At 59.9% G+C, this 26,349-nt stretch carries 22 protein-coding genes; 19 read left to right on the top strand and 3 right to left on the bottom strand.

Features of this window, described 5'->3' with window-relative positions; all coding sequences use genetic code 11:
- The first annotated feature begins 82 nt into the window (after positions 1 to 82).
- On the top strand, positions 83 to 2,068 hold the full coding sequence (locus KDN35_RS03625) for a methyl-accepting chemotaxis protein (protein WP_212132099.1): 1,986 nt from the start codon (positions 83 to 85) through the stop codon (positions 2,066 to 2,068).
- Positions 2,069 to 2,170: 102 nt separating this feature from the next.
- Here KDN35_RS03625 and KDN35_RS03620 read toward each other — a convergent pair whose 3' ends face one another.
- Positions 2,171 to 2,887 carry a glycosyltransferase family 2 protein gene (locus KDN35_RS03620; RefSeq protein ID WP_171565900.1) on the bottom strand — a complete coding sequence of 239 codons (717 nt, stop codon included), beginning with the start codon at positions 2,885 to 2,887 and terminating at the stop codon, positions 2,171 to 2,173.
- Positions 2,888 to 3,129: 242 nt separating this feature from the next.
- Here KDN35_RS03620 and KDN35_RS03615 point away from each other — a divergent pair, with 242 nt between their 5' ends.
- From KDN35_RS03615 to KDN35_RS03545, 15 genes are all read left to right on the top strand, one after another.
- Positions 3,130 to 4,308, top strand: a complete 1,179-nt coding sequence (locus KDN35_RS03615; RefSeq protein WP_212132098.1) for an ROK family transcriptional regulator — start codon at positions 3,130 to 3,132, stop codon at positions 4,306 to 4,308.
- A 24-nt stretch (positions 4,309 to 4,332) separates the two neighbouring features.
- Positions 4,333 to 5,442, top strand: a complete 1,110-nt coding sequence (locus KDN35_RS03610) for an extracellular solute-binding protein (protein WP_212132097.1) — start codon at positions 4,333 to 4,335, stop codon at positions 5,440 to 5,442.
- Positions 5,443 to 5,571: 129 nt separating this feature from the next.
- The gene (locus KDN35_RS03605; RefSeq protein WP_171565903.1) at positions 5,572 to 6,648 is read left to right on the top strand and encodes an ABC transporter ATP-binding protein; all 1,077 of its coding nucleotides are present in this window, start codon (positions 5,572 to 5,574) and stop codon (positions 6,646 to 6,648) included.
- 13 nt (positions 6,649 to 6,661) lie between these two features.
- Positions 6,662 to 8,389, top strand: a complete 1,728-nt coding sequence (locus KDN35_RS03600; protein ID WP_171565904.1) for an ABC transporter permease — start codon at positions 6,662 to 6,664, stop codon at positions 8,387 to 8,389.
- 163 nt (positions 8,390 to 8,552) lie between these two features.
- Complete coding sequence (locus KDN35_RS03595) at positions 8,553 to 11,084, top strand: NEW3 domain-containing protein (RefSeq protein ID WP_171565905.1); 2,532 nt, start codon at positions 8,553 to 8,555, stop codon at positions 11,082 to 11,084.
- Between the two features lie 122 nt (positions 11,085 to 11,206).
- Positions 11,207 to 12,718 (top strand): argininosuccinate lyase, encoded by a 1,512-nt coding sequence (gene argH, locus KDN35_RS03590; protein WP_171565906.1) that lies wholly within the window; start codon positions 11,207 to 11,209, stop codon positions 12,716 to 12,718.
- Complete coding sequence (locus KDN35_RS03585) at positions 12,715 to 13,725, top strand: N-acetylglucosamine kinase (protein WP_212132096.1); 1,011 nt, start codon at positions 12,715 to 12,717, stop codon at positions 13,723 to 13,725. The genes argH and KDN35_RS03585 overlap by 4 nt, the downstream gene beginning before the upstream one ends.
- Positions 13,726 to 13,727: 2 nt before the next feature.
- Positions 13,728 to 14,465, top strand: a complete 738-nt coding sequence (locus KDN35_RS03580; protein WP_212132095.1) for a PIG-L deacetylase family protein — start codon at positions 13,728 to 13,730, stop codon at positions 14,463 to 14,465.
- A gap of 36 nt (positions 14,466 to 14,501) precedes the next feature.
- Positions 14,502 to 15,083, top strand: coding sequence for a hypothetical protein (locus KDN35_RS03575; RefSeq protein ID WP_212132094.1), 582 nt, complete (start codon positions 14,502 to 14,504; stop codon positions 15,081 to 15,083).
- Between the two features lie 195 nt (positions 15,084 to 15,278).
- Positions 15,279 to 15,953: an NUDIX hydrolase gene (locus tag KDN35_RS03570; RefSeq protein ID WP_349290950.1), complete on the top strand. Its 675-nt coding sequence runs from the start codon at positions 15,279 to 15,281 to the stop codon at positions 15,951 to 15,953.
- Between the two features lie 28 nt (positions 15,954 to 15,981).
- Positions 15,982 to 17,061: an NAD(P)H-dependent flavin oxidoreductase gene (locus KDN35_RS03565; RefSeq protein ID WP_212132093.1), complete on the top strand. Its 1,080-nt coding sequence runs from the start codon at positions 15,982 to 15,984 to the stop codon at positions 17,059 to 17,061.
- A gap of 82 nt (positions 17,062 to 17,143) precedes the next feature.
- Positions 17,144 to 17,812 carry a hypothetical protein gene (locus tag KDN35_RS03560; protein ID WP_212132092.1) on the top strand — a complete coding sequence of 223 codons (669 nt, stop codon included), beginning with the start codon at positions 17,144 to 17,146 and terminating at the stop codon, positions 17,810 to 17,812.
- A 115-nt stretch (positions 17,813 to 17,927) separates the two neighbouring features.
- Complete coding sequence (locus tag KDN35_RS03555) at positions 17,928 to 18,422, top strand: GNAT family N-acetyltransferase (protein ID WP_171565914.1); 495 nt, start codon at positions 17,928 to 17,930, stop codon at positions 18,420 to 18,422.
- Positions 18,423 to 18,522: 100 nt separating this feature from the next.
- Entirely contained in the window at positions 18,523 to 19,692 is a 1,170-nt protein-coding gene (gene nagA / locus KDN35_RS03550) for an N-acetylglucosamine-6-phosphate deacetylase (RefSeq protein WP_212132091.1), read from the top strand.
- A gap of 150 nt (positions 19,693 to 19,842) precedes the next feature.
- Complete coding sequence (locus KDN35_RS03545; protein WP_212132090.1) at positions 19,843 to 20,121, top strand: DUF5316 domain-containing protein; 279 nt, start codon at positions 19,843 to 19,845, stop codon at positions 20,119 to 20,121.
- A gap of 71 nt (positions 20,122 to 20,192) precedes the next feature.
- Here KDN35_RS03545 and KDN35_RS03540 read toward each other — a convergent pair whose 3' ends face one another.
- Both KDN35_RS03540 and KDN35_RS03535 read right to left on the bottom strand, forming a co-directional pair.
- Complete coding sequence (locus tag KDN35_RS03540; RefSeq protein ID WP_171565917.1) at positions 20,193 to 21,887, bottom strand: L-lactate permease; 1,695 nt, start codon at positions 21,885 to 21,887, stop codon at positions 20,193 to 20,195.
- A gap of 365 nt (positions 21,888 to 22,252) precedes the next feature.
- Entirely contained in the window at positions 22,253 to 22,939 is a 687-nt protein-coding gene (locus KDN35_RS03535; RefSeq protein WP_212132089.1) for a FadR/GntR family transcriptional regulator, read from the bottom strand.
- A gap of 137 nt (positions 22,940 to 23,076) precedes the next feature.
- On the opposite strand from KDN35_RS03535, the gene KDN35_RS03530 reads away from it, so the two are divergent.
- From KDN35_RS03530 to KDN35_RS03520, 3 genes are read left to right on the top strand one after another with little or no spacing between them, the layout of a single operon-like run.
- Entirely contained in the window at positions 23,077 to 23,811 is a 735-nt protein-coding gene (locus KDN35_RS03530; RefSeq protein WP_212132088.1) for a (Fe-S)-binding protein, read from the top strand.
- The gene (locus KDN35_RS03525) at positions 23,808 to 25,304 is read left to right on the top strand and encodes a LutB/LldF family L-lactate oxidation iron-sulfur protein (RefSeq protein ID WP_212132087.1); all 1,497 of its coding nucleotides are present in this window, start codon (positions 23,808 to 23,810) and stop codon (positions 25,302 to 25,304) included. Before KDN35_RS03530 ends, KDN35_RS03525 begins: the two co-directional genes overlap by 4 nt.
- The gene (locus KDN35_RS03520; protein WP_212132086.1) at positions 25,304 to 26,062 is read left to right on the top strand and encodes a LutC/YkgG family protein; all 759 of its coding nucleotides are present in this window, start codon (positions 25,304 to 25,306) and stop codon (positions 26,060 to 26,062) included. Before KDN35_RS03525 ends, KDN35_RS03520 begins: the two co-directional genes overlap by 1 nt.
- Positions 26,063 to 26,349 lie beyond the last annotated feature (287 nt).

The following is a 26,349-nucleotide window of genomic DNA, read 5'->3' as shown; positions in this document are numbered from 1 at the left end:
TGATGGACGGCTGTTCTTTTTATTTGGAATGGCCTGTTTTTTTTGTGTTTATTATAGCTCATCAACAACAGGAGGAATCGACATGAATGGGCCTACCGAGCCAAAACGAACACGTTCGCTGCAGATGAAAGGAAAACTGCTGTTGACCTTTGCCGTGATTCTGCTGTTGCCGAGTCTGCTGATCGCAGGGGTCTCGTTCTACAGCGCCAAGCAGGAAATCGAGGACCAACTGCTGCAGCGGGCTGACGAGCAGGTGAAGACCCTGGCCGGAACAATTGATGCCTATCTGGATTTGCAGATGAAGGAGGTGGAGCGGGTCGCTTCTCATCTGGCGGGACAGGGGCTGACGAGCAACGATTCCGCAGCGCATGCGTATTTGCAGGAGGCCGCCACCATCCACAACGAGTGGGAAGGTATCTACATCGGAACGGAGACGGGGGCGTTTGTCAGCACGGTGTCGGTAAAGGCCGGGTATGACCCGCGTACTAGACCCTGGTACCAACAAGCCATGGAGAACAAGGGAAAAACGGTCATCACTGATCCGTACATTTCTGCGTCTACAGACCTCCCCGTCATCACCATTGCCCGGACGACAAAAGACGGGCACGGAGTGGTCGGGCTCGACCTCAGTCTGCAGGCACTGGCCGAAATCACCAGCCGGGTCAAAATCGGCGAATTCGGCTACGTCGTGCTGATGGACAAACAGCGGAAGTTCATCGTCCATCCCCAGCAGAAAGCGGGGACGGAAGCGGAGAAAGCAGATTATATCGACCACGTGTATGCTAACGAAGCGGGCACGTTTGAGTTCGTCAACCAGGACGGACAGAGCAAGCGAATGGCGTTTGTCACCAACGGACTGACCGGTTGGAAGCTGCTGGGCACCTATTACGTGAGTGAAGCGGAAGCAGAGGCCTCCGACGTGCTGCCTCCCATTTTGACGATCGTGGCCGTAGCAGTGATCGGCGGCGCCGTGCTGGTGCTGTGGATCGTCCGCTTGATCACGCGTCCGCTCGCCGTATTGATGGCGGCCGCCGCCAAGATCAGCGAGGGCGACCTGTCTGAACCAGTAAGAGTAAATGCCAGGGACGAAATCGGCCGCTTGGCGGAAAGCTTCGAGGGCATGCGCCTGTCGCTGCAGTCTGTCCTGGCCGAGGTGAACCAGGGTGCCGTCCAGGTGGCGGCGTCGGCTGAGGAGCTGATGGCGAGCGCGGATCAGAGCAGCAAGGCCAGCGAACAAATCTCGTCCGCGATTCAGGAAGTGGCCGTCGGGGCGGACAAGCAGGTAGCTGGCGTGGAAGAAGCGTACCAGGTGGTCAACATGATGGCAAGCGCTGCGGAACAGATCAACGGCAACACGCAGCAGGTGGCTGGACTGGCTTCCGAGGCTTCGGACAAGGCAGCTTCCGGCAGCCAGACCGTGCAAACAGCGATCAACCAAATGACGGAAATGAGTGTCACCGTCAAGGAATTGGCGCATACCGTGGACGGACTGGGCAAGCGCTCGCAGGAGATCGGCAGCATCGTCGACGTCATCTCCGAGATTGCCGATCAGACCAACCTGCTGGCGCTCAATGCCGCTATCGAAGCAGCGCGGGCAGGTGAACACGGCCGGGGATTTGCCGTGGTGGCGGATGAAGTGCGCAAGCTGGCAGAGCAGACGACGCAATCCACGCAAAAGATTGCCGAACTCATTGCGGTGATCCGCCAGGAGACGAACGATGCGGTTCGTTCCATGCACACGGTGACCCAGGAGGTGGCCGCGGGAATTGACGTGGTCCATGCGGCTGGGGCCTCCTTCGAAGAGATTCGTGCGGCAGTGGAAGAACTGGCTGGACAAATCCAGGAGGTGTCCGGCGCGGTGCAACAGTTGACCGAAGGCACAAAACGCGTGGTGGAGACGACGCATACGATCCGGGAAGTGGCAGAGGAAGCGGCATTTGGTACGCAAAACGTTTCCGCCGCAGCTCAGCAGCAGTTGGCTTCCATGGAGGAGATCAACGCGTCGGCCACGGCGCTGGCGAAGATGGCCGAAGATCTGCAGGAGATGGTAGGCAGTTTCAAAGTATAACCGTACATGAAGTATAAGCACGATCTGTGCGTATTCAGATTGCCCGGGCGGGGGAAGATCAAGGGATCACCCCCTCCCGGGCTGTTGTTTTTCTGGCAACTCCTATCCGACGACAAACTTGCGATAGTTGACCGTGCGGGCAATCCGCCTGTGCGGCCGGGAGAGCAGGTACCGGTGGCCTGCTTTCCAGGTGTGGCTGCCGACGTTTTTCCGGCGAATCGCACAGTAGTGAAAACGGCTGCCCGAGTAGATGCGAAAGCCGAGGCGGCGGCAATTCCGCAGGAACGAGACATCCTCCCCAAGCGAGCGGTTGGCAAAACGGACACGGTTCCACACGCTTCGCCGAAATGCGAGGGTCCCGCCTGCGATCCCCCCTGTCATCCTGTGTTCGTTCCCCGGATATAGCAGGATCAGCAGCCGCAATCCAGAAAAGTACATAAAATACGAGCGCTTCCCGACGACGGCCGCCTTTGATCGGGCAAACGCGCGCAGCGTGTCAGCCGCGTAGCGGGGGGCGTAGTAATCGTCGTCGTCAAATTTGGCGAGGTAGGGATAGCATGCCTTGCTTGCGGCAAAGTTCAGGCAGGCGCCGAGTGACGTCCGTCCGGGCAGTTTGTAGACGGACACGTTGGGAAACGAACGCGCGTAATTTTTGTAGCGCGCTTCGCTCATCGCATCGTTGTTCAGCACTACGATCAATTCCTTGTTGACTCCGCGCTGCCGCAGATAATTCTGAAACAGGTTGCGCATCATGCCGGGACGTTTGGTGCAGGTGATAATGGAGATGCCGGTTTTCCCGGTACTCCCGGTTCGCTTCACGTTGAACCACTTCCTTCTTCGCTGGGATAGTGTGATACGAGCGGGAAAACGTCCAAAACGTACTACATGTGTATTCAGAGGCGGGGCGAAGAACGCTGAGCGGGTGCGGAGTTTGGCAAGATAACCTGTGGGTGGTGCATATCATTGAAGCGAAATAGTTTGACTATTCTGTGTATGGGCGGTATAATTTGGATAACTTTGTTAGTTAGGTTAACTAACTGTTTGGTGGTGAGTGAAAAGGCGTGCGTTCGTCCAGAAAAACGGGCAGCAGCAAGCTGGTGAAAAAGTGGAACAAGGAAGAGATCTTGCAGCAGGTGATTCAGCACGGTCAGATCTCCCGCGCCGACATTGCCAAACAGACGCAGCTGAGCCGCCCCTGCGTTTCCGCCCTGGTGGAGGAGATGATTCAGGATGGGCTGCTCAAGGAGGTGGGGATGGGCGACTCCCGTGGCGGCCGAAAGCCGATCCTGCTGGAGTACAACTACCAGGCGTACGCGATCGTCGGCGCAGTGTTTGAAGGCTCCGCGCTGGAGATGGCGGTGGCCGACCTGAAAGGCGAGTTTTTGGCCCGGTACCGCAAACGTCTGGCCCAGCCGGCCGACGGAGAACGGGTGATCGAGGATTTGGCGGCGGGACTGGACCGTCTGCTGGCGGAGAGCAGCTTGCCGCGCGACAGGCTGCTGGGCATCGGTGTCGGCCTGCCCGGGGTCACCCAGCGGGGCAGCGGTACGGTCAGCTTTGCTCCCAGCACGGGCTGGATGGGATCGCCGATCAGGCAGACCATCGAGGAACGGCTGGAGGTGCCGGTCATCATCGACAATGACGTCAACATGATGACCCTGGGCGAGAGCGTCCGCGGTGTCGGTGTCGGCTATTCCAACGTTGTCTACATCTACGTCGGCACGGGGATCGGCTCCGGCATCATCCTGGACGGCCAGTTATACCGGGGAAGCCGGGACGCAGCGGGCGAGATCGGTTACATGCTGATCGGCCCCGTACACAGCCGGCGCGACGGAGCGTACGGCGTGTTTGAGACGCATTACTCCGTCCCTGGCGTCAAAGCACAGGCGAAGGCCTTTCTCTCCGACCTTCAGGAAGGGTCGAGTATCATAGAGACGCTGATCGGTCAAGCTCGGCAGGACAACCAGGAGGCCGCGCGGTTGCTGGATGACGTATACCGACACTGGGCCTACGCGATGGCCAATATCGTCAGCGTGCTGAACCCGGAGCTGTTGATTCTGAGCGGAGAGATGGTTCATATCGACGAAAAAGGGGTGAAGCAGATTCGCGAGTGGCTGACGGAATGGGTGCCCGTTGTGCCCCGTATGGAAAAAGCGCGACTTGGTGAAGAGGCGGGGTTGATCGGGGCCGTTCACAGCGTTCTGGAAGCGTTTCCATCTACGAAATTGCTGGACAAATAGAGTGAAAAAAAGGGGGATTCGATTGTGAAAACGTCCAACAGCACATGGAAAAAATGGCTTCGCGGCGTGTTTGTCGGCTCGCTGGCCCTGACCGTCGCCGCTTGTTCCGGCGGAGGACAGGCGGACAGCGGTACAGGCGGCCAGTCCGGTGATCAGGCGCAGCCGGCAGCATCCGGCGAATCGCAAAAATTGGTCATTTACACCGCCCGGGACAAAAATATTTTTGAAATCGTCCTGCCCAAGTTTAAGGAAAAATATCCCAATATTGAAGTGGAAACATTTGAGATGGGGGCGCAGCAAATCCTGGAGCGGGTGCGTGCCGAAAAGGCCAATCCGCAGGCCGATTTCTGGTGGGGCGGCACACAGTCCGCGCTGAGCACGGCAGCGGACGAGGGGCTGTTGGAGCCGTACAAACCGACGTTTGCCGACAAGATTCCCGATCTGTACAAGGACCCGCAGGACCGCTGGTACGGCGAAATGCTGCTGCCCGAGGTGATCATGTACAACTCGCAGGCGCTGACGAAAGAAGAAGCGCCGCAGGACTGGGACGACCTGCTCGATCCCAAGTACAAGGATAAAATCGTGATCCGCAACGTCCTGCCGTCCGGCACGATGCGGACCATTTACGCGGCGATGATCTACCGTCAGGGGCCAGACACGCCGGAAAAAGGGTATGAATGGCTGAAAAAACTGGACGCCAACACCAAGGAGTACGCCCAGGACCCGACCCAGCTCTACCTGAAGCTGGACCGCCAGGAAGGCGTCATTTCCCTGTGGAACCTGCAGGACGTCCTGATTCAAAGCAAGCAGAACAACCATCCGTACGATTTTGTCTATCCGGAGAGCGGCGCGCCGATCCTCGTCGACGGGGTCGCGATCGTCAAAGGAGCCAAGAACATGGACGCAGCCAAAAAGTTCTACGAGTTCCTGTTCAGCCCGGAGATCGCCACGCAGTTGGCGAAAGAGCGCTACCAGTTCCCGTCACGCACCGACATCAGCAAGGACGAACTGCCTGACTTCATGAAAAACCTGGAGCTGAAACCGCTGGAGCTCGACTGGAATGTGATGGCGGAGAAAGAAAAAGAGTGGATGCAGTACTGGGACGAAAACATCAAGGGAAAAAGCAAGAAGTAAGCGGGTGAGGACAGCAGGACCAGACGGGAAGGGGGACCCCTTTCCGTCTGGCCGTGTCCGGTTCCGTCCGGCACAGGCGACTGCCGAAGCCGGGCAGCGCCCTGCCAATCTCGAGAGGGAGGACACCTGATGAGCAGCGTAACACTTGATCACGTCAGCAAACAGTTTGGCGACGCAAAAGGGGTCGAAGATGTTCACATTCACATCGAATCAGGCGAATTCTTCACCTTTTTGGGGCCAAGCGGCTGCGGCAAGACGACGACCCTGCGGATGATCGCCGGCTTTTACTATCCCACCAGGGGACGGATCTGCTTCGGCAGCCGGGATGTCACATCGCTGCCGCCCCACAAGCGAAACACGGGCATGGTGTTTCAAAACTACGCCCTGTTTCCGCACATGACCGTATTTGAGAACATCGCCTTTGGGCTCAAGGTTCGCAAGATTCCGAAAGCGGAAATGAAAGAACGGGTAGAGCGGGTGATGAAGCTCGTCCGTCTGGAAGGATACGGCGAACGCCGGATCGACCAGCTTTCCGGCGGACAGCAGCAGCGGGTGGCGCTGGCCCGCGCGCTCGTTATCGAGCCGCAGATTCTGCTTTTGGATGAACCGCTGTCCAACCTGGACGCCAAACTGCGCGAAGAAACCCGGTATGAAATCAAGCGGCTGCAGATGGAACTGGGCATTACCACCATTTACGTCACGCATGACCAGGCGGAGGCGATGTCCATGTCGGATCGGGTGATGGTGATGCAGGGCGGCGAAGTGCAGCAGGTGGGTACGCCGCACGAGATTTACCATCGGCCGGTAAACCGTTTCGTCGCGTCGTTCATCGGCGAAACCAATCTGTGGGAGGGGATCGTGGCAGGCATCGACGGTAACGAAGTACGGGTGCGGGTGGCTCCTGACCTCGTGCTGACCGGATATGCGCACAACGTGTCGCCGCAGGTGCGGCTCGTGCCGGGCGAGACAGTCGTGCTGTCGATTCGGCCGGAAACGGTGCAGGAAAGCACGGGAGCGGACGGTGAGAACGTGGTGTCGGGCACTGTTGTGCTTGCCGAGTTTACGGGTGCGTGCGTCAACTACGTGACCAGCGTCGGCCCTCATCAGCTCCGCAGCATGTCCATCAGCCAGGGACGGCCGCTGAAACAGCGCGGAGAGACCATCTCCCTGCACATTCCGAAAGCGAGCATCTACTTTGCGGGATAAGGAGGAGGAGCTTGTGAAAGCAGAACTGCAGCCAGCCGCGACACCGTCCAAACGGATCTCCTTCACTGCTTCGCCGTCCTTTGTCTACGTGCTGGTTTCGCCGCTGTTCCTGATCCTTTTGGCCTACGTCATCTATCCGCTGTTTGAAACATTTGCCACCAGCGTCAACGTGGACGGGCAGTTTACGTGGAAAAACTACGCCCGTTTCTTCAGCCTGGAGCACACGGCCAATCTGGAAGCGCTTTGGAACAGCGTATACATATCCGTGTTGAGTGTCATTACCTGCGGCATTGTTGGCGTGACGATGGCCTTTTTGCTGGAGCGCTACGAGTTCCCGGGGCGGAAAATCCTCTCCGTGCTCGCCCTGGTGCCGATGGCGCTGCCGCCGCTCATCGGCGTGCTGTCGTTTACGTTTTTGTACGGGGAAAGCGGCATATTCCCCCGATTGTTCAAGGAACTGTTCGGGCTGGAACAGGTGCCGTTTTCGCTGAAAGGAATATGGGGCGTCGTTGTGGTCCACACCTTTACCATGTACACCTATTTTTTCATGACGGCATCGGCGGCGATCAAAGGTCTTGACCCGTCGCTGGAAGAGGCGGCGGCTAGCCTGGGCGCCAACCGCTTTACCGTCTGGCGGCGGGTGATTTTGCCGATGCTCACGCCAGCCATGGTGGCGTCGTCGCTGCTGGTGTTCATGATCTCCATGGCGTCCTACACGGCGCCGCTGATCTTCGGCATCGACCGGACGATGACGATGCAGATTTACCTGTCCCGGACCAACGGCGATCTGGACATGGCCGCCACCCAGTCGACCGTCCTGTCCGTCGTCTCCATTGCCTTTTTGCTGCTGATGCGCTGGTACCAAGGGGTGCGCAACTACCAGAACATGAGCAAGGGCATCAGCGTACACCGCACCGAGGTGAAAAGCAAAGCGGGCCGCTATGTCTGCATAGTGCTGGCCTTCATCGGCATCGTCATCCTGATGCTGCCGATCCTCGTGCTGGTGTTGATCTCGTTCTCGGTGGACGGCACCTGGACGGTGCAGATTCTGCCGCCGCAGTACACGCTGGACCACTACATCGACCTGTTTACGGACAGCAAGACCTGGCGGCCGATTGCCAACAGCCTGGAGCTGAGTGCGATCGCCACCGTCGGCATCGTCCTGTTCGGGGTGGCGGCGGCGTACGCGATGGTGCGGCTGCGCTTTCGCGGCAAAACGCTGCTCGACGTGCTGATCATGCTGCCGTGGGCGCTTCCCGGCACTGTTGTCGCCGTCAACCTGATCGCCGCGTTCAGTGAGCCGACCGTATTCAGCTTTGGCCAGGTGCTCATCGGCACGTTCTGGATCATCCCGCTCGCCTATTTCGTCCGCCATCTGCCGCTGGTGTTCCGCTCCACATCGGCCACGCTGATGCAGATGGACCCGTCGGTGGAGGAAGCGGCGCGCAATCTGGGGGCATCGTGGTGGTACAGCTTCCGCCGCGTCGTTTTCCCGATGGCATTTGGCGGGATTTTGGCCGGCACGCTGTTGGCGTTCGTTCAGTGTATCGGCGAGTTCGTCGCCTCCATCCTGATCTTTACGCCGCGGACGATGCCGCTGTCAGTGGCCATTTTCCAGCGCATGTACACGTTTGAATTCGGCACCGCGTGCGCATACGGCGTGCTGCAGATTGTGGTCATCATCATCGTCCTGTTCATCTCCAGAAAACTGGCTGGCGACAAGGCGGGCACTGCGGTGTAGGCAGGTTTGCGTTCGATTTAGCGTCCCGAAACCAGACGGCAGCGTCTGTGCATGTCCGTTTCAGCTACCTCAGGTCAATCCATGGCGACAGCAGGAACAGGCTCCATGGACGGCCATGATTGATGCATACATCAATCCCAATAAGGAAAAGGAGGAGCGTTCATTGAGAAAGGGGACATTTGCCAAGCTGTTTTCCGTCGTATCAGCCGTGGCCCTGGCAGGCACTCTGGTATGGCCGATGGCGCCCCGGACCGCCCATGCTGACCGGGGAGTGGTCGACTTGTACAAAGCGATCAAGCCGTTGACTACCATCGCCAGCGCCATGAACACGGGGGCTCACCCGGATGACGAGCACAGCGCGATGCTCGCGTACCTGTCGCTCGGCAAGGGTGTGGACACGTACAGCATCATCGCCAACCGCGGCGAAGGGGGCCAAAACGAAATCGGCAGCGAGCTGGGCAACGCACTGGGCATTATCCGTACTCGTGAATTGCAGGAAGCGTCCAAGGTCACCAACGTCACGCTGGACATCCTCAGCGAATCGATCAACGACCCCATTTACGACTTTGGCTTTTCCAAGAGCCCGGATGAGACACTGTCCAAATGGGGAGAACAGGTCGTCTACGAACGGCTGATTCGCAAGATTCGCGAACTGCGGCCGGACGTGCTCATCCCCGCGTTTTTGAACGTACCCTCCACGCACGGACATCACCGCGCCATCAACGTGATCACGGTAAAAGCGTTCAAGGACGCCGCCGACCCGTCCGTGTTTCCGGAGCATCTGAAAAACGGGCTGCGCCCCTGGCAGCCCAAAAAGCTGTACGTGCCGGCGGATGAGAAAGACTACACGGTTCGCGTGCCGATCGGCGAGTACGACGAGGTGTACGGCGCGTCTTACCAGCAGTTGGGCGAGGAATCCCGCTTCATGCACAAGAGCCAGGGGATGGGGCGCCACTACGACGAAGGGCCCAGCTTCAACTACTACAAGCTGGAGCAGTCGACGGTTCCGTCCAAAGCCCGGGAATCGGACTTTTTCGAAGGCATCGCCTACACCTTTGACGACCTGGCCCGGGAAGTGGCCGGCAAGCCGGGCGGGGAAAAGCTGGCCAGGGAGCTTCGCACCCTGCAAAAAGACGCCGACGACGTGATCGCCGCCTACCCGCGCTTTGCCGACGTGGCCAGGGAAGTGCACGACATGCTGTCGGACGTGCAGAGGGCGCTGACCGTCGTGCAGGAAGCCAAACTGGACGAAGCGACCAGGGCAGACCTGACCCACCGTCTGAAGGTAAAGGAACGACAGCTGTACACGGCGAGTGCGGAGGCGCTGTCACTGGTGGCCAAAGTAAGGCCGGAGACAGGCGAACTGGTCGCCGGTCAGACTGCCACCGTAAAAGTGACGGCGTACAACGGCGGACAGGTGCCGCTGAAAGACGTCAGCCTGAAGCTGAATGTGCCGGAAGGATGGCGGGCCAAGCCGTTGGGGGCGACCAGCTTCGGCCAGGTGGGGTACAACCAGACCGTCACGGCCGCGTACGAAGTGGAGGTGCCGAAAGACGCCCCGCTGTTCCAGCCGTATCTGCCGCCGTCCATCACTGCGGACGTATCGTACAAGGCGTTCGGCTCCACCGCGGTCAGCCGCGTCGTTCCGTCTGACGCTGTCGCCGTCCTGCCGCCGTTCTCGCTGTCGCTCGACCCGGGCGCAGCTGTTCTGAACACGTTGAAGCCGCAAGAGCCGATTTCGGTGAAGGTGACGGTAAAGAACTACCAGCCGGGTGCGGCGGAAGCGGACATCTCGCTGGACGTTCCGGCAGGCTGGACGGTAGAACCGAAGGCAAGTCCGCTGGCGTTTGCCGCCAAAGGGGAGACCAAGTCGGTCGCGTTTACGGTAAAGCCGTCCGCCGCCGTCAAATCGGGCACGTACACGGTAACGGCCGTGGCGCGCGCGGGGGCAAAAGAAAGCCGCCATGGCGCCCAGGTGATCCGCTATCCGCACATCGGCACCACGTATTACGTCCAACCGGCGGAGCTGATGATCCAGGCGTTTGACCTGAAAGTGCCGGAGGGGTTGAAAGTAGGATACGTCTCCAGCGGTTTTGACAACATCGACGAGTACCTGAAACAGGTCGGCGTCAACGTCACCCTCCTCAGCGCCAAGGACATCGAGTCTGGCGACCTCAGCCAGTACGACACGATTGTGCTGGGCATCCGGGCGTACGGGTTCCGTCCCGAACTGATTTCGAGCAATGCCCGCCTGTTGAAGTACGTGGAAAACGGCGGCAACCTGGTGGTGCAGTACCACAAGCCGGAAGACAACTGGAAGCCGGAGTTGGCGCCGTACCCGATCACGATCGGCACGCCGCTGATTGAATGGCGCGTCACCGATGAAAACTCGAAAGTTACCATGCTTGCGCCGGATCATCCCATTTTCAACACACCCAACAAGATTACGGAGGAAGACTGGAACAACTGGATTCAGGACCGTTCCGCCTACAACCCGTCGCAGTGGGGCAAAGAGTACGTGGAGCTGATTGCAAACGGCGATCCGGGCGAGAAGGAGTTTACCGGCACATTCCTGACCGCAAAATACGGCAAGGGGACGTACACCTACAGTTCGCTCGTCTGGTACCGTGAAATCCCCGCCCTGGTGCCGGGAGCCATCCGCATGTTCGTCAACATGGTCAGTTTGAAGCAATAAGGCAGGAAAACGGGACGGGAGAGACGGCCGCAGTCGGCCGTCTTCCCCGCTTTTCCCGGCTCCCCGGCAGTGGGGAACCGCGAAAAAACAGAAAAGGAAACGGCAGGGAAGGAGAACCGTCAATGGACTACAAAGAGCGGATATTTCAACGGGAAGGAGCCCGGTTCCCCGGAAAGACGTACGCGGAGGCCGTGCTGGAACCGGCTTTTTCGGAAGCGAAAACCCATCTGCTGACGCCGATGATGGCGATCAACAAGGCGCATCTGATCATGCTGCGCGAACAGAAGCTGATCACGGAGGACGAAGCGAAGGCGATTGCCCGCGCCCTCACTGCCATCGACCTGGACGGGCTGCGCCGCTCAGCCTATACCGGACAGTTTGAAGATTTGTTCTTTCAGGTAGAGAGCCGTCTTTTGGAACTGGCCGGGGACGTGGCCGGCAATCTGCACCTGGCCCGCAGCCGCAACGACATGGGCGTCACCATCTACCGCATGGTGCTGCGCGAGAAGCTGCTGGCCACGCTGGCTTCGGCACTCTCTCTGAAAGAGCATTTGCTCCTGTTTGCGCAAGAACACACCGAGACGGTGATGATCGGCTACACCCACACCCAGCAGGCGCAGCCGACGACGATGGCCCACTACATCACGGCCGTGGCTGACTCGCTGTCGCGGGACATCCGCCGCCTGATCAGCGCCTACCGCACCTGCAACCGCAGTCCCATGGGAGCGGCGGCGCTGACCACCTCAGGTTTTCCCATCAGCCGGGAGCGAATGCGGCAGCTGCTCGCCTTTGACGAATTGGTGGAGAATTCCTACGACGCGATCGGCGGGGCGGACTACCTGGGCGAAACGGCGGCCGCCGTGCAGGTGGCGGCAATCAACCTGGGGCGGACGGTGCAGGATATGCTGCAGTGGTGCACGCAGGAGTTTGACGTGCTGAAAGTGGCTGACCCGTATGTTCAGATCAGCTCGATCATGCCGCAGAAGCGCAATCCTGTCTCGTTTGAACACATGCGCTCCATGCTATCGTCCAGCGCGGGCAACGCCGCCGTCGTCTTGACGATGATGCACAATACGCCGTTTGGCGACATCGTTGACACGGAGGACGACATGCAGCCGTACGCCTGGCGCAGCCTGTCCGTCCTGGAGCAGATGTACCGCCTGATGGCCTGTGTGGTCGGCACGATGGACGTAAACAAGGAGGGGCTGCTGGAACGGACCAAAGGCAGTTTCGCCACGGTGACGGAACTGGCCGACACGCTGGTGCGCATCGACCGTCTGTCCTTCCGCACGGCGCACCACATCGTCAGCCGCGTGGTGAAGGAGGCGGCGGCCCAAGGGCTGCGGGCGGACCAAATCAGCCTCGAGCTGGTCAATCAGGCCGCTTTGGCTGTCATTGGACGGACGCTGACGATTACGGACGAGCAGCTTCGTCAGGCGCTCGATCCGGTATATTTCGTCGCCGTTCGCAAGCTGCCCGGCGGACCCAATGCGGACGAGATGAAGCGGATGATCGGCGAACGAAAGCAGTCGCTGCAGGCAGAAATGGCCTGGCTGAAGCAGGCCCGCGAGGCGTGCGACCAGGCGATGCGCTATTTGGATCAGGTCATGGCCGAATGGAGTGAACGGAAATGACAGCGGTACACATTCCCCTGCTGGCCGTGGACGGCGGCGGCACGAAATGCCTCGCTGTTCTGACAGACCGGTCCAAGCGGACGTTGGGCGCGGGACGGGCCGGTTCCTGCAACTACCAGGGGATTGGCAGGGAAGCGGCCGCGCGGGAACTGGCGGCCGCAATCAGTCAGGCGCTGAATGAGGCGGCGGGGCGGCTGCCGACAGCCGATCCCCACGACAGCATGAGCCGTACAGCATGGGAGATTGAGTGCGCCGTATTTGGCCTGGCTGGATTGGATACAGAGCACGACCGGCAGGTGATCACGGGCATGGTCCGCGACGTCCTGAAGATGCTGCGGATTCGCGTCCGCCACCTGATCGTGGAAAATGACGGCTTTGCCGCCCTGCTGGGAGCGACCAACGGAGAGCCGGGCATTCTCGTGATCGCCGGGACCGGCTCGATCGCGTTTGGGGTGAACCGGGCGGGCGAGACGGCGCGCGCAGGCGGATGGGGTCACCGCGTCGGCGACGAGGGCAGCGGGTACTGGATCGGCAAACAAGCGATCATGGCTGTATTGAAAGCGGCGGACGGCCGCGGTGAGCCGACGCTGCTGGAAAGCCTGCTGCTGCCGCATCTGGGGCTCGATCGGGTGGAGGAACTGTTTAACTGGACGTACGGCCCGGACTACTCCGTGGAAAAGGTGGGCGAACTGTCGCCGTTCGTCAGCCAGGCGGCCGACTCGCAGGATCGGGTGGCCGCGTCAATTCTCAAGGCCGCCGGTGAAGAGCTGTTTCTCGCTGCCCGCGCCGTCATCGAGCGGCTGAGGATGAGAGAGGAGCCGTTCAAAATGATCCTCCAGGGAGGCGTGCTGCAAAACGACGAGCGCGTCCGCCGCATCGTCATCGAGCACGCCCGCCGCTACACGCCGCAGGTGACCATCGACAAGGCGCAAAACGATCCGATCTTCGGCGTGATAGCCAAAGGACTGGCCTATCTGGAAAAACAGGCCGGCGAGAGCGAGGTGTGATGATGAAACGACTGATGTTTGTCTTTCCCCATCCTGACGATGAATCGTTTGCCTGCGGCGGGACGCTGGCCAAATGCAGCGATGCCGGACAGGAGACCTGCCTGATTTGCGTCACGTCCGGCTGTAAGGGACGTTCCGGCCCGTTTGCGTTCGACAGCCGGGAAGCGCTGGCCCGTCACCGCGAACAGGAGCTGCACAATGCGGCGCACATCCTCGGCATTACGCGGCTGGAGCTGTACCGCTACCCAGACGGCGGGTTGGCCGAAGTGGATCCCTGCGAACTGGCCGGACGGCTGGCGTCCGCCATCGTGGAATGGAAGCCGCACGTGGTGGTCACGTTTCCCCCCGACGGAGTGACGGGCCATCCCGACCATATCGCCGTATGCCGCGCGACGGGCATGGCGGTGGAACAGGCGGAGCAGGTGCTGCCGACGGATGAGTGGCCTGATTTCTACTTCGTCTCCATCCCGCACTACTACGACCATTGTCCGGACAAAGGACCTGCTCCCGCCGTGCCGATCACCGGCAAGGTGGACATCACCCGCTACCGCGACCGCAAGGGGGAGGCGCTCCGGGCCCACCAAAGCCAGGTCTACTCCGTCAACCGCGCCTACCCCGGGGTCATGGAGGGAGACAACGGGGTGATTGGTTGCTACGAGTATTACACGCTTGTCCGTTCCGGCGGCCAACCCGTGAAACCGGTCGCGCCCAAGAACGGGATTCCGGTGATGGAGTTGTAGCATTTTCGGGACCGCATACCAGACTGAGGTGAGCCAATGGGTGCCGTGCTGGAGATCACCCTTTATACAAGAAAGGGTATCGACTTTTCAGAATGCAGCAAGTTGCTTCACAAAAACAATATCACGTGCGACATTGTCGAGATCGAAGTCATTGAGGATTGGGAATATCGCAATCAACAATGCTTGCCTCCAGATACCGACCTTGCCCTGCTGCATGAGTATATCGAGCAGGGAAAGATTTGCCTTGTTCGCTGCATGGTAAATCAATCGATACATGGAGGGTGCTACGTACAAAAGAACAACGACATCTACGAGCTCTCTGCATGGTTTGATGTGGACAGATATCCGGCTTTGGATGTAGATGATGTGTCGGCGAAAAATCGCTGGTTTTATGAACGACTGACCGGAGAAATTGGCAGTCTGGTAGAAACCAAAGACTTTGTGATAGGCGGAATTGGCGTCGAGACAATCATCACCTATACGGTGAACGTTAAGAGAATGATCGAGAACAGTCACAACGTGAACCGCTGGCTGTTGCCAGTCTCTTTTGACGAACCAATCATCGGTTATCGAGCAGAGAAAACATCTAATTTGATCGTGCTGGATAAAGCAGAGTAAATCAAATTCCAGTTTCATCCTGTCAAAAGACGTGGTACCCTGATGAAAAGGGACTGCGTCTTTTTTTGGCAAGCCGGCGGAACAGGCGGAGCCGAGGGGGAGAACGCCTCGGCGTCCGTCCGTTCCCGGCTGGCGGTACAGTGGGGGAGCGGCTCTCTCCCCATGGAAGCGCCATCATGAAAAGGAGGGCGGCGAGTGAACAGCAAGGAACCGACCCGTAACCATTTTCTGTCTGTTGCCGAAATTGCCGACGCGCTGGGGCAGCGCCAGCCCGGCATCATGGGAGAGAAGCACCTGGGCCGCTTCAGCGTGCTGGTGCCGCTGGTGGAGCGGGATGACGGAACGTTGGCGGTGCTGTTTGAAAAGCGGGCGCGCACGATGCGGCGGCAGGCCGGAGAAATCTGTTTTCCGGGAGGGCGGGCCGAAGAGGGAGACGCCTCCCCGTGGGAGACGGCCCGGCGTGAGACGAGCGAAGAGCTGGGGCTGGCCGCTGAACGCATCCGCCAAGTGGGGACGCTGGATACGGTGGTGACGCCGTTTGCCTGTATCTACCCGTTTGTCGGGCAGATCGACTCGCTTGCAGACATGTCGCCCAACCCGGCCGAAGTGGAAGAGGTGTTTTGCGTGCCGCTGCAAACGCTTGTTGCCACCCGGCCGGAAGTGTATCCGGTGAAGATGAAGGTGGAGCCGGGAGCGGACTATCCCTATCACCTGATACCGGGCGGCGAGCGGTATCCGTGGCGGACCGGCACCGTCCACCACTTGTTTTATCGGGTGGAGGGGCGCGTGATCTGGGGGCTGACCGCACGGATTCTGGCACATTTTCTGGAACTTGTGGGTCCTGACGGCGAAGGACAAGCCGAACGCTGATTCCGATTGCGAAAGGAGCGTATCATGCATGTGGCCAACAAACGAGGCAACCAAACGACTGCAGGTGCAGTGGCCGATCATCCAGGCCCCGATGGCCGGCGGGGCGACGACACCTGAGCTGGTCGCCGCTGTTTCAAATGCGGGCGGGCTGGGCTCGCTGGGGGCGGGGTACATGAGCGGTGAGCAGATCCGCAGTGCGGTTCGCGCCATCCGTCAATTGACCGACAAACCGTTTGCGGTCAACCTGTTCATCCCGGAGGAGGTCAGCGGCGATACGCGTCCGGGCGAAAACGTCCGGCGGCTGATGAACGAAGCGCGGCGGCGGCTGGGCATCCCCGAAGACCCGGACGTCGGCCGGTTTGCCGAACCGTTTGAAGAGCAGATGGCGGCGGTGCTGGAGGAAGAGGTGCCAGTGTTCAGCTTCACGTTTGGCCTCCTCGAGCAGCGCTGGATGGCGGAGCTGAAGCGGCGAGGGGTCACGGTGATCGGCACCGCCACCACGGTACGCGAAGGCGTGGCGCTGGAGGCGAGCGGCGTCGACCTGGTGGTCGCGCAGGGCAGCGAGGCAGGCGGGCATCGCGGCTCGTTTTTGCCCGATTCCCCCGACAACCTGATCGGCTTGATGGCCCTGGTGCCGCAGTTGGCGGACAGGCTGAATATCCCGGTCATTGCCGCCGGCGGCATCATGGACGGGCGGGGGATCGCTGCCGCGTTGGCACTGGGGGCAGAGGCTGTACAGGTGGGCACGGCGTTTCTGGTCTGCACGGAGAGCGGCGCCCATCCGCTGCACAAACAGGCGATCCTGGAGGCAGGCGATGACCAGACGGCGCTGACGATCGCGTTTTCCGGCAAGCCGGCGCGGGGCGTCTGCAACCGGTTCATGCGCGAGATTGCCCCGTACCGGGATGAAGTGCCGCCCTATCCGGTGCAAAACGCCTTGACCCGCGACATCCGGCAGGCCGCGGCGAAACAGCGCGAGCGCGACTACCTGTCGATGTGGGCTGGCCAGGGGAGCGGTCTCTCCCGCCAGATGGACGCGGGGACGCTGATGCGCCGTCTGGTTGAGGAAACGGAACAGGCGATGGCACGTTTCGCCGGCCGGACGTAAATGGCATCACGGCCGGGATCGCGGCCGTCGAAGGCTCCCGCACGTCCCCCGCGCGGCGGTGAGCAGCATACGGACAGATGAGATGAAATCATTCATGCGGGAGAAGGGAGGATGGCACACCTTGGGCATGCTGCGCATCGTTCTGTTTGTGCTGTCGTCGCTTTTGCTCCTGTCATGCTCCAATTCCGAGCGGACGCAGCCGGGCATGCTGCACATCGAACCTGTCGATTTGTTCGCCGGAGATGCCCAAAAATTCAAACCGTTCCTGGGAGACATGTCAGGGGCCGTCAAAGTGTCCTACGAAGGAAAGAAAGAGACGATCCGGGCTGTGGTTGAGGTGTGGGAAAACGGCGTCAAAACGGACATTGGGCAGGCGTTTGACACAATGACCCGCGCGTCAACCAATAACAGGCATTACGACGGCCAGTTTCTCATCTCCGTACGAGAGTCGGACGCCAACAACGAAGCCAGCACGCGATACGTGGTCACTTCCGCTTTTGCCGACGACAGCGAACAGTCCAGCGTCCGGACGGAACTGGACGCCGGGCGTAAACATATGGCAAGAGGGCTGATTCAACTTCACGACAGTGTACAGGTTTCGGAAGGGGAACAAGTAGCCGTCTGGGGCATGCAGGCGACGGATGAAAACGCCATGCACGTGATGGATTTCTCCCCCGAGCGGCTAAAACTGGCAAAGTGGGCGTTGATTGTCAAGCTGTCGGCCGTCAATGGCACCGAGGTTGAAAAATAGAACGTAATGCTGTTCGCCAGAGTGCTGACGGAACCACGTCGGGAACCTCGCCTCTATCGGCGCATTATGTGTTCGGCTGGCGGGGTGATTGCGATACAATAGAGGGGGAACGAGCATGAACGAAATTCGTGTCAGAGCCCTGGTCGAGTCGGACCGGCTGTGGCTGGGCGGCTTTCTCCGTGAGCATTGGGGCAGCTCAAACATGGTGTACGGCCACGGACTGCAGGTGTTTGCCTGTGACGAGCTGCCCGGATTTGCCGCTTTCTGCGGCGAGGAGCTTGTCGGGCTGGTGACCTACGCTGTCGCCGACGGCCAGCTGCAGGTGGTCTCGCTGGACAGCGTGAGGGAAGGCATCGGCGTCGGCACCTCCTTGATGCTGGCGGTGGAACGGGTGGCGCGCGACAGCGGAATGGATCGCGTTTGGCTGTTGACGACCAACGACAATCTGAATGCCCTGCGCTTTTACCAAAAGCGGGGGTACGTGCTGGTCGCCGTCCACCGCAATGCTGTGGAGCAGGCGCGTCGGCTCAAGCCGCAAATCCCGACCGTTGGCAGTGACGGCATCCCGCTGCGCGACGAGATTGAGCTGGAAAAGCGGCTATCGCCGTAGCCGCGCGGCATCGCTTGAGAGCGCCGGCAGGCACCTGCGGCCATCATCCGACCGGGCGGCTGCACACGATGAAGCAAAACAGCTGATGGAGGGATGGAGGATGAAGCAAGCATTTGCCCTGCGGGGAACGGTGGTCACAGGCGGCACGTGCGTGGCTGACGGCCTGGTCGTCGTGGACGGCGGCACAATCGCCTACGCGGGAACGTCAGCCGGGTACGCCGGACCGCTGCCGGAACGGGTGGAGACGGTGAAGGACGGCTGGATTTGTCCGGGGTTCGTCGACATACACATGCACGGCATCGCCGGCTGCGACACGATGGACGGCACGCCGGAGTCGCTTATGACGATCTCCCGGGCGCTGGCCCGATTCGGCGTCACGTCGTTTTTGGCGACGACGATGACAGCCTCTTACGCGGAGTTGGAAAAGGCGATCCGCAACATCGCCGCGGTCAGCCGAGCCGGGACGGAGGGAGCGGCTGTCGCGGGCATTCACCTGGAAGGGCCGTGGATCAATCCGCGCTACAAAGGGGCGCAAAACGAGGCCCACATCGTCGCACCCAAATTGGCGGAGGTGCGCCGGCTGTACGAGCTGGCAGGCGGACTGCTGAAGGTGGTGACGATCGCGCCGGAGCAGCCGGAAGCGCTGGAAGCGATCCGCTGGCTGAAGGAGCAGGGGGTCATCGTCTCCGCCGGGCATACCGGGGCCACGTTTGCCCAGGCACAGCATGCGGTGGAGTGCGGCGTGCAGCACTTTACCCACTGCTTCAACGCCATGACGGGACTGCACCACCGCGAGCCGGGGGTGGTCGGTGCGGCGATGGTGCACGAACAGTTGAGCACCGAGCTGATCGCCGACGGAGAGCATGTGCACCCGGCCGTGATGCGCATTTTGTATCGGCTGAAGTCGTTTGGGCGCCTGGCCCTGGTCAGCGATTCGATGCGGGCGGCGGCGCTCGGCGACGGCGTGTACGACCTGGGCGGCCAGGAAGTGCACGTGCGGGGAACGCAGGCCAAACTGGCGGACGGCACGCTGGCCGGCAGCATTTTGACACTCAACCGGGCGGTGCAGAACATGGTGACCCTGTGCGGCGTGCCGCTGCCGGAAGCGGTCGCCATGGCGTCCCAGACACCGGCGGAGATCGTGGGCCTGGGCGGGCAAAAAGGGCGCCTGGAGGCGGGGTACGACGCGGATATTACCGTGCTGAACCTGTCGTACGGAGTGGAGGCCACCTATGTAATGGGCAGACAGGTGTACCGCGCACAGGCGTGATCAATGGCACAAAAGACTGTCCCGTGGGGGATGGCACCGTCCAGCGGGGATGCCGTCTGACACAGCATGAGCATCATCTGCTGCTGCATCGGCGCAGCAGATCCGAATCGCGAATAAAGGAATGGCAGGCAAAAGGGGGAGGGTGGTCTCGTGAAGTACGCGGTCGTATGTGCCGGGCTATGGCTGGCCTGTTTGGCGGCCGGACTGTATTTCGGCTATTGGAACACGTTTGCCGTCGTCGGCGGAGCGGTGTGGCTGTTCAGCGCGGTCTGTTCGGGAGCGCTGCTGAGCGGCGACCGCATTCGCGCCAACTACGCGACGGAAACGGCGGAGGATCGCAAGCAGCGGCAGAAATGGGCGGGACGCTTGTTTCTGTTCGGCCTCCCTTTTGTCGTGACGGCCATTTTCCTGTTATGGTCTACACGCTGAGCGAAGCAGCACGAGTCTGCTTCGCTCTTTTTTCATGCCAAGTCGCGGCGCCCATCAGCGATTCGAGCGCGTCACGGAATCATCCACGACAGGACGTTGGATTGCAGGAACGTGATCAGGCCGACCAGCACCACCAGGATGATGCTGTGCTTCAGCGTAAAGCGGACGAGGTCGGCTTCCTTGCCGGCCAATCCGACGGCGGCGCAGGCGACTGCAATCGATTGCGGCGAGATCATCTTTCCGGTGACACCCCCGCTGGTGTTGGCGGCAATCGCCAGGACGGGATCAACCCCCAACTGCGTGGCCGTCACTTTTTGCAAATGTCCGAACAGCAGGTTGGACGACGTGTCGGAACCGGTGATAAACACGCCGAGCCACCCGAGGAACGGCGCAAAGAATGGAAACAGCACGCCGGTTGAAGCCAGCAGGGTCCCCAGTGTCGTGCTCATGCCGGACGCATTGGTCACGTAGGCAAACGCGACAACCGAGGCGATGGTCACGATCGGGAAGCGAAGTTCGTGCAGCGTTTCGGCAAAAGTGGAACACCAATCTTTCCAGGATATCCTGACGATGAACTTGGTCACGACAGCGGCGACCAGGATCGATGTGCCGGCAGCAGCCAGCAGTTCCAGCTTGAACACGGCGGCCATCGGGTTGCCGGCGGTGTCGATAATCAGCTTGTGCAGGCCGGGGACTTCCGGCGTAAAGGTAAGCAGCTTCCCGAGCGGATTAAGCAGGTTCAGCAGGGGATTGCTCCCCTCGTATGTGCCGAGCAGGGCCTTTTTGACAGGGGGGAGTCCCCAGAGAAAGATGAAGACGGTAAGCATGACAAACGGCGACCACGCCTTGACTACCTGCAAAGAGGAATGCTTTGGGCCGGCGTGCCCTGCTGAAGCGGCAGCGGCCGCCAGTTCAAAGGAGGCCTGCTCGGCGGAAAAGCGAAACACCTGCTTGGGCTTCCAGACTTTCAGAAAGAGCGCCAGCGCCACGATGGAGACGAGCGCGGACAGGATGTCGGGCAGTTCCGGTCCCAGGAAGTTGGACGTGAGGTACTGGGTAAGCGCAAACGAGACGCCGGAGACGAGAATCGCCGGCAGGACCTCCACCGCTTTTTTTACCCCTGCCATGATGACGATCAGGTAAAACGGCACGAAGGCGGAGAGAAACGGAAGCTGCCGCCCGACCATCTTGGAAATCTCCATCGCGGGCACCCCTGTCGGCCCCTCCACGGCGAGGATGGGAATGCCGATCGCGCCAAATGCGACGGGTGCAGTGTTGGCAATCAGACAGAGGCCGGCGGCGTAAAGCGGGTGAAAGCCCAGACCGACCAGCAGTGCGGCCGTGATAGCCACCGGAGCGCCAAAGCCGGCCGCCCCCTCCAGAAACGCGCCAAATGAAAAAGCGATCAGCAGCACCTGCAATCGACGGTCTTCGGTAATCGACACGACAGAGGCGCGGATCAAATCAAACTGGCCCGTCTTCACCGTCAGCTTGTACAAAAACACGGCACAGATGATGATCCAGCCAATCGGCAGCAGGCCGTAAACAGCTCCCTGAACCGACGACATGACCGCCATCCGGACCGGCATGCCGTAGACCAATACAGCGACGAGCACGGCCAGGAGCAGCGTGGTGATTCCGGCCACGTGCCCTTTCATGCGCTTGATCGCCAAGGCCCAGAAGAAGTACAGAATCGGGACGAGTGCCGCCAGGGCCGAGAGTACGATACTCCCATTGAGGGGAGCGACTGTTTGTGTCCACGTCATGGAAAAACACCCCGTTTCTACATGAGTTCAAAGCAGGAAGCACGACAAAGTAATAAGGTCACCTGATGAATTGGTGGTTGAGAGTCCGTTCCGTCACGAGCGTACTGTATGCGAATCAAAGAAAGCGTTTGCAAAAACAGTAAGGCAAATGTCCGGCAGCGCCCTCCTTTCCGGTGGACATGAACGAGAGTCATTCGTCATGTAGTAAGGTCATCTGATGAATTTTTGGTGAATGATTACCTCGATTATAAAAAGCAGGAAAAAAAGATTCAAGAAAAATTTTGAATCTTTTGATCGGTCGGCGCTGCAAAAAAACGGCACGAGCCCCCGCCCGTCCTAAAAAGGCGGAGCCGAGGGCTCGCTGCTCATTTGTTTTCCTTGGTCAGGGGCAGTTCGGATCGCTGCAGGTGTTTGGCCATCAGCTCCATCCCCCGTTTGGCGTCACGATTTTTGATCGCTTCCACCAGCTGTTTGTGCTCCTCGTACAGTTTCATGGCCGACTCGGTATGCAGCCACAGCTTTCGTATGTCCTGCATCGTGCGAAACAGGGAAGAGGCGAAGTTCTCGATCAGCGATTGCAGGATCGGGTTCTGCGTGCTGCGGGCGATGGCCAGGTGGAAGTTGACGTCGTAGAGGTGGCTGATCTCTTCGTTGCCCAGCGCTTCTTTCATCTGCTTGAGAATCCGCTCCAGCTCTTCGATGTTTTCGTCCGTGCGGTTGTATGCGGCCAGTTCCACACAACCGATCTCCAGAATCTTGCGCACCTGCATGATCTGCAGCAGTTCCACCTGCGGGTTGTTCAACTGCAGCATGGTTTCCGCTGATTGGAACGGGGCGCTTTTGACAAACGTCCCGCCGCCCTGCCGCGACTCGATCAGCCCCAGGGCCTTGAGGTGGCTCAACGCCTCACGGATGGTGGACCGGCTGACGTGATACTGCTTGGCCAGATTTTCTATCGTATCCAGTTTGTCACCAGGCTTGAGCAGGCCGGATTCAATGATTCGCTGCAACTCTTCGGCGATAATTTCATAGCTTTTTTTATGCAGAAACATCCGGTTACCTCCATGGCAGTGATAATTCCACTCTACACTTTTTTCCTGAATTATGATAGTCTGGTGTAAATTCATCAGATAACCTGACATATTTTTGGTCAGGCATACCCAAGCGACGAACTGGAGGAGAAGCATGGATGAACGTCTCGCTCTTTGTCACCTGTTTGTCTGATGCCGTCTATCCCCGCGTGGGAGAAGCGGTGGCCCGCCTGTGCGCCAGGTACGGCATCCGGCTCCGCTTTCCCGACGGGCAGACCTGCTGCGGCCAACCCGCGTTCAACAGCGGGTACTGGGATGCGGCCCGAGACGCGGCCAAGACCATCATCGACGCGTTTGCTGAAAGCGATTTCGTGATTGCCCCGTCCGGCTCCTGTGTGGGAATGATTCACCATCACTATCCCGCGCTGTTTCAAGACGACCCGGTCTATTTGCAAAAGGCGGAATCGCTGATCGAAAAGACCTATGAATTTTCGCAGTTTTTCGTCAATGTTTTGGGGGTGACCGATCTGGAGGCGACCTTTCCGCACACGGTCACGTATCATCCGTCCTGTCATGCCAGCCGGCTGCTCGGCGTCAAGGACGAACCGCTGTCCCTCTTGTCCAATGTAGCCGGGCTTCGACTCGTTCCGCTGCCCTATGCCGAAGACTGCTGCGGATTCGGCGGGACGTTTTCGGTCAAGCTCCCCGACATTTCTCTGGCGATGGCGGCGGACAAAGCGGAGCACGTGCTGGAGACGGAGGCGGAGGTCCTGGTCGGAACGGACATGGGCTGCCTGATGAACATCGGGGGCCGCTTGATGCACGAAGGCAAACAGGTGCGGGTGATGCACCTGGCGGAACTCTTGTACGAAGGGGTGAACAGCAGACGATGAGCGGACATCATACGGCCGATACCTTGGAGCAGCGGGCGAAAATCGCCCTGCGCGACCAGTTTTTGCGAAATGCCGTCAAGTTTACCACCAAGAAGCTGCGCACCGGCAAGCAGACAGCGGCGGACGAACTGGGCAACTGGGAAGCCTGGCGCGAACGCGGGCGACAGATCAGACTGCACACGATCGCCCATCTGGATTACTACCTGAGCCAATTTGTCGCCAACCTCAGGGCGGCGGGGGGATACGTTCACTTCGCGGCGGACGCCAGGGAGGCTGTCGACATCACCTTGCGCATCGCCAGGGCGAAACAGGCGAAATCGGTGGTGAAGTCCAAGTCGATGGTGTCTGAAGAACTGCACATCAACCAGGCGCTGGAGGCGAACGGGATCGAGGCGGTGGAGACCGATCTGGGAGAGTACATCATCCAGCTGGCCGGGGAAACGCCGTCCCACATCATTATTCCCGCGATCCACAAGAACAAAAGCCAGGTGGCGCAGCTGTTTTCCCAGGTGGCGGGAACCGATCTCCCGGCGGAAACGGCGATTCTTGCCGGATTTGCCCGCACCAAGCTGAGGGAGAAGTTTCTCGCCGCCGACATCGGCATGACCGGCTGCAACTTTGCGATTGCTGAAAGCGGTTCGATTGTGCTTTTTTCCAACGAAGGAAACGGCAGAATGGTCAGCACGTTGCCCAAGACGCAGATCACCTTCATGGGGATGGAGCGAATCATCCCCTCCTGGGAAGATCTCGAAGTGATGGCGACGCTGCTGCCCCGTTCCGCCACCGGACAGAAACTGACCGTGTACATGTCGGCGATTACCGGTCCGCGGCGCAGCGGAGACGGCGACGGGCCGGAAGAGCTGCACGTCATCATCATCGACAACGGGAGGTCCCGCCAACTGGGCGACCCGGAGTTTCAGGAAGTGCTCAACTGCATACGCTGCGGTGCCTGCCTCAACGCCTGCCCGGTCTACCGGCACGTGGGCGGCCACGCGTACGGCTGGGTGTACAGCGGGCCGATCGGCGCCGTGCTCACGCCTCTGCTGAATGAAGACCGGACCAAGTGGGGCGAGGTGGCGAACGCTTCCAGTCTTTGCGGCGCCTGCTATGAAGCGTGTCCGGTCAAAATCCCCCTGCACGACATGCTGGTCTACATCCGCAGGAGAAATGTGGAGAGCGGACTGACCGCACCTGCGGAGAGGCTGGGGATGAAGGTGTTTCGACTGGCTGCCTCCAGTAGCCACGCGTTTCGGCGAACGATCAAGCTGGGGCGGATCGGACAGGCCGCGCTGCTGCGAAACGGCGTGATCCGCGCCAAGTGGGGCCCGTTCAAGGGATGGAACGCGGGGCGGGTGCTGCCGGGTTTGGCCGGGCAGCCTTTCCGCGAGCGTTGGTCCGCCCTGGAACAGGAGCTGCGTGATGACAGCACGGAGATGAGCGACGAGATTCGAAAACGGCTGCAGGATCAGCTCGAGCAAAGGAGGAAACGCTGATGAACCGCACTCTATCCCCAACCGGCCATGAGGAAATTGATCGGCTGCATCGCGAATCTCTGGAAAAGGAACAGGCATTCTTCGCGCGGATTGCAGAACGCCTGGGACGGCCGCAGCTCACCAAGCCGCCGCAGCGCACGGTAAAGGGAGCGCCCGATTTTTGGAACGATTATGCGCTGGACAGGGAGGACAACGTGGAGTTGTTCATCAAAAACTGGAAGAGTCTGGGCGGGGTTGCCAGGCGTTTTGCAGACACGGCCGCTCTCGGTCAATTTCTCGAAACGTTTGCCGCCGAGACAGGCGTGAAGCAGGTGATCCGAGCCGATCATCCGCTGATGGAAGAACTGCGGGTGGACGTCCGCATGAAACCGGCCGAGGTACACGTCTGGAAAAAGGAATCGGGCGAAAACGGCGGGCGTTCGCGCCTGTTGGAAAAGGCAGCCGACGCCGACCTGGGAATCGCCGTCGTCGACTTTGCCATTGCTCACACCGGTTCGGTGGTGATCGCCTCCGGGCCGTCTCAGGGCCGCTCGATCAGCCTGCTGCCCACTGCGTTCATGGGCATTGTGAAGGCATCTGCGATCAAGACGAAAATGGGCGAGGTGCTGCGCGAGATCGCCGCATGGAGCGGGTGCGGGCTGCCGGCGGGCATTCACTTTATCACAGGCCCCAGCCGTTCGGCCGACATCGAGAACGACCTGACGATCGGCGTGCACGGACCGGGGATCGTCTACGCATTGGTCCTTGACGACGAATGACGAATCATTATATGTGTGGTCTGCAAACGAAAGCGGGTGTCTTCAACTGACGCCCGCTTTTGCGTTGGGGAAGCGGACAGGCGAGAAAAAGCATTGTCGCCGCTGCGTGAACGACGGCCGCATCGTCTTGGTCCGGACTGGGCGCGTCAGAAAAGTGTTGACATCCTCGGATGCACAGGCGTATATTGAAAGCGTATACATGAAACCGGTTACATATGGTTGGATACTCCGATCATTCATTTTTTTCCAATCATGTGTAACCGGTTACAGATCAGATGACGACGGTG

The organism is Brevibacillus sp. NL20B1 (assembly GCF_018195675.1).
Taxonomy (GTDB): Bacteria; Bacillota; Bacilli; order Brevibacillales; family Brevibacillaceae; genus Brevibacillus; species Brevibacillus aydinogluensis.
Note: the sequence above shows the minus strand (reverse complement) of the source record. Positions and strands in the feature narration are given on the sequence as shown.

Coding starts and splice junctions, on each gene's coding strand:
- KDN35_RS03555 (WP_171565914.1), top strand. CDS start 17,928: ATGAACGAAATTCGTGTCAGAGCCCTGGTCGAGTCGGACCGGCTGTGG.
- KDN35_RS03585 (WP_212132096.1), top strand. CDS start 12,715: ATGACAGCGGTACACATTCCCCTGCTGGCCGTGGACGGCGGCGGCACG.
- KDN35_RS03580 (WP_212132095.1), top strand. CDS start 13,728: ATGAAACGACTGATGTTTGTCTTTCCCCATCCTGACGATGAATCGTTT.
- KDN35_RS03625 (WP_212132099.1), top strand. CDS start 83: ATGAATGGGCCTACCGAGCCAAAACGAACACGTTCGCTGCAGATGAAA.
- KDN35_RS03525 (WP_212132087.1), top strand. CDS start 23,808: ATGAGCGGACATCATACGGCCGATACCTTGGAGCAGCGGGCGAAAATC.
- nagA (WP_212132091.1), top strand. CDS start 18,523: ATGAAGCAAGCATTTGCCCTGCGGGGAACGGTGGTCACAGGCGGCACG.
- KDN35_RS03560 (WP_212132092.1), top strand. CDS start 17,144: ATGAAATCATTCATGCGGGAGAAGGGAGGATGGCACACCTTGGGCATG.
- KDN35_RS03575 (WP_212132094.1), top strand. CDS start 14,502: ATGGGTGCCGTGCTGGAGATCACCCTTTATACAAGAAAGGGTATCGAC.
- argH (WP_171565906.1), top strand. CDS start 11,207: ATGGACTACAAAGAGCGGATATTTCAACGGGAAGGAGCCCGGTTCCCC.
- KDN35_RS03605 (WP_171565903.1), top strand. CDS start 5,572: ATGAGCAGCGTAACACTTGATCACGTCAGCAAACAGTTTGGCGACGCA.
- KDN35_RS03565 (WP_212132093.1), top strand. CDS start 15,982: ATGTGGCCAACAAACGAGGCAACCAAACGACTGCAGGTGCAGTGGCCG.
- KDN35_RS03535 (WP_212132089.1), bottom strand. CDS start 22,939: ATGTTTCTGCATAAAAAAAGCTATGAAATTATCGCCGAAGAGTTGCAG.
- KDN35_RS03540 (WP_171565917.1), bottom strand. CDS start 21,887: ATGACGTGGACACAAACAGTCGCTCCCCTCAATGGGAGTATCGTACTC.
- KDN35_RS03530 (WP_212132088.1), top strand. CDS start 23,077: ATGAACGTCTCGCTCTTTGTCACCTGTTTGTCTGATGCCGTCTATCCC.
- KDN35_RS03520 (WP_212132086.1), top strand. CDS start 25,304: ATGAACCGCACTCTATCCCCAACCGGCCATGAGGAAATTGATCGGCTG.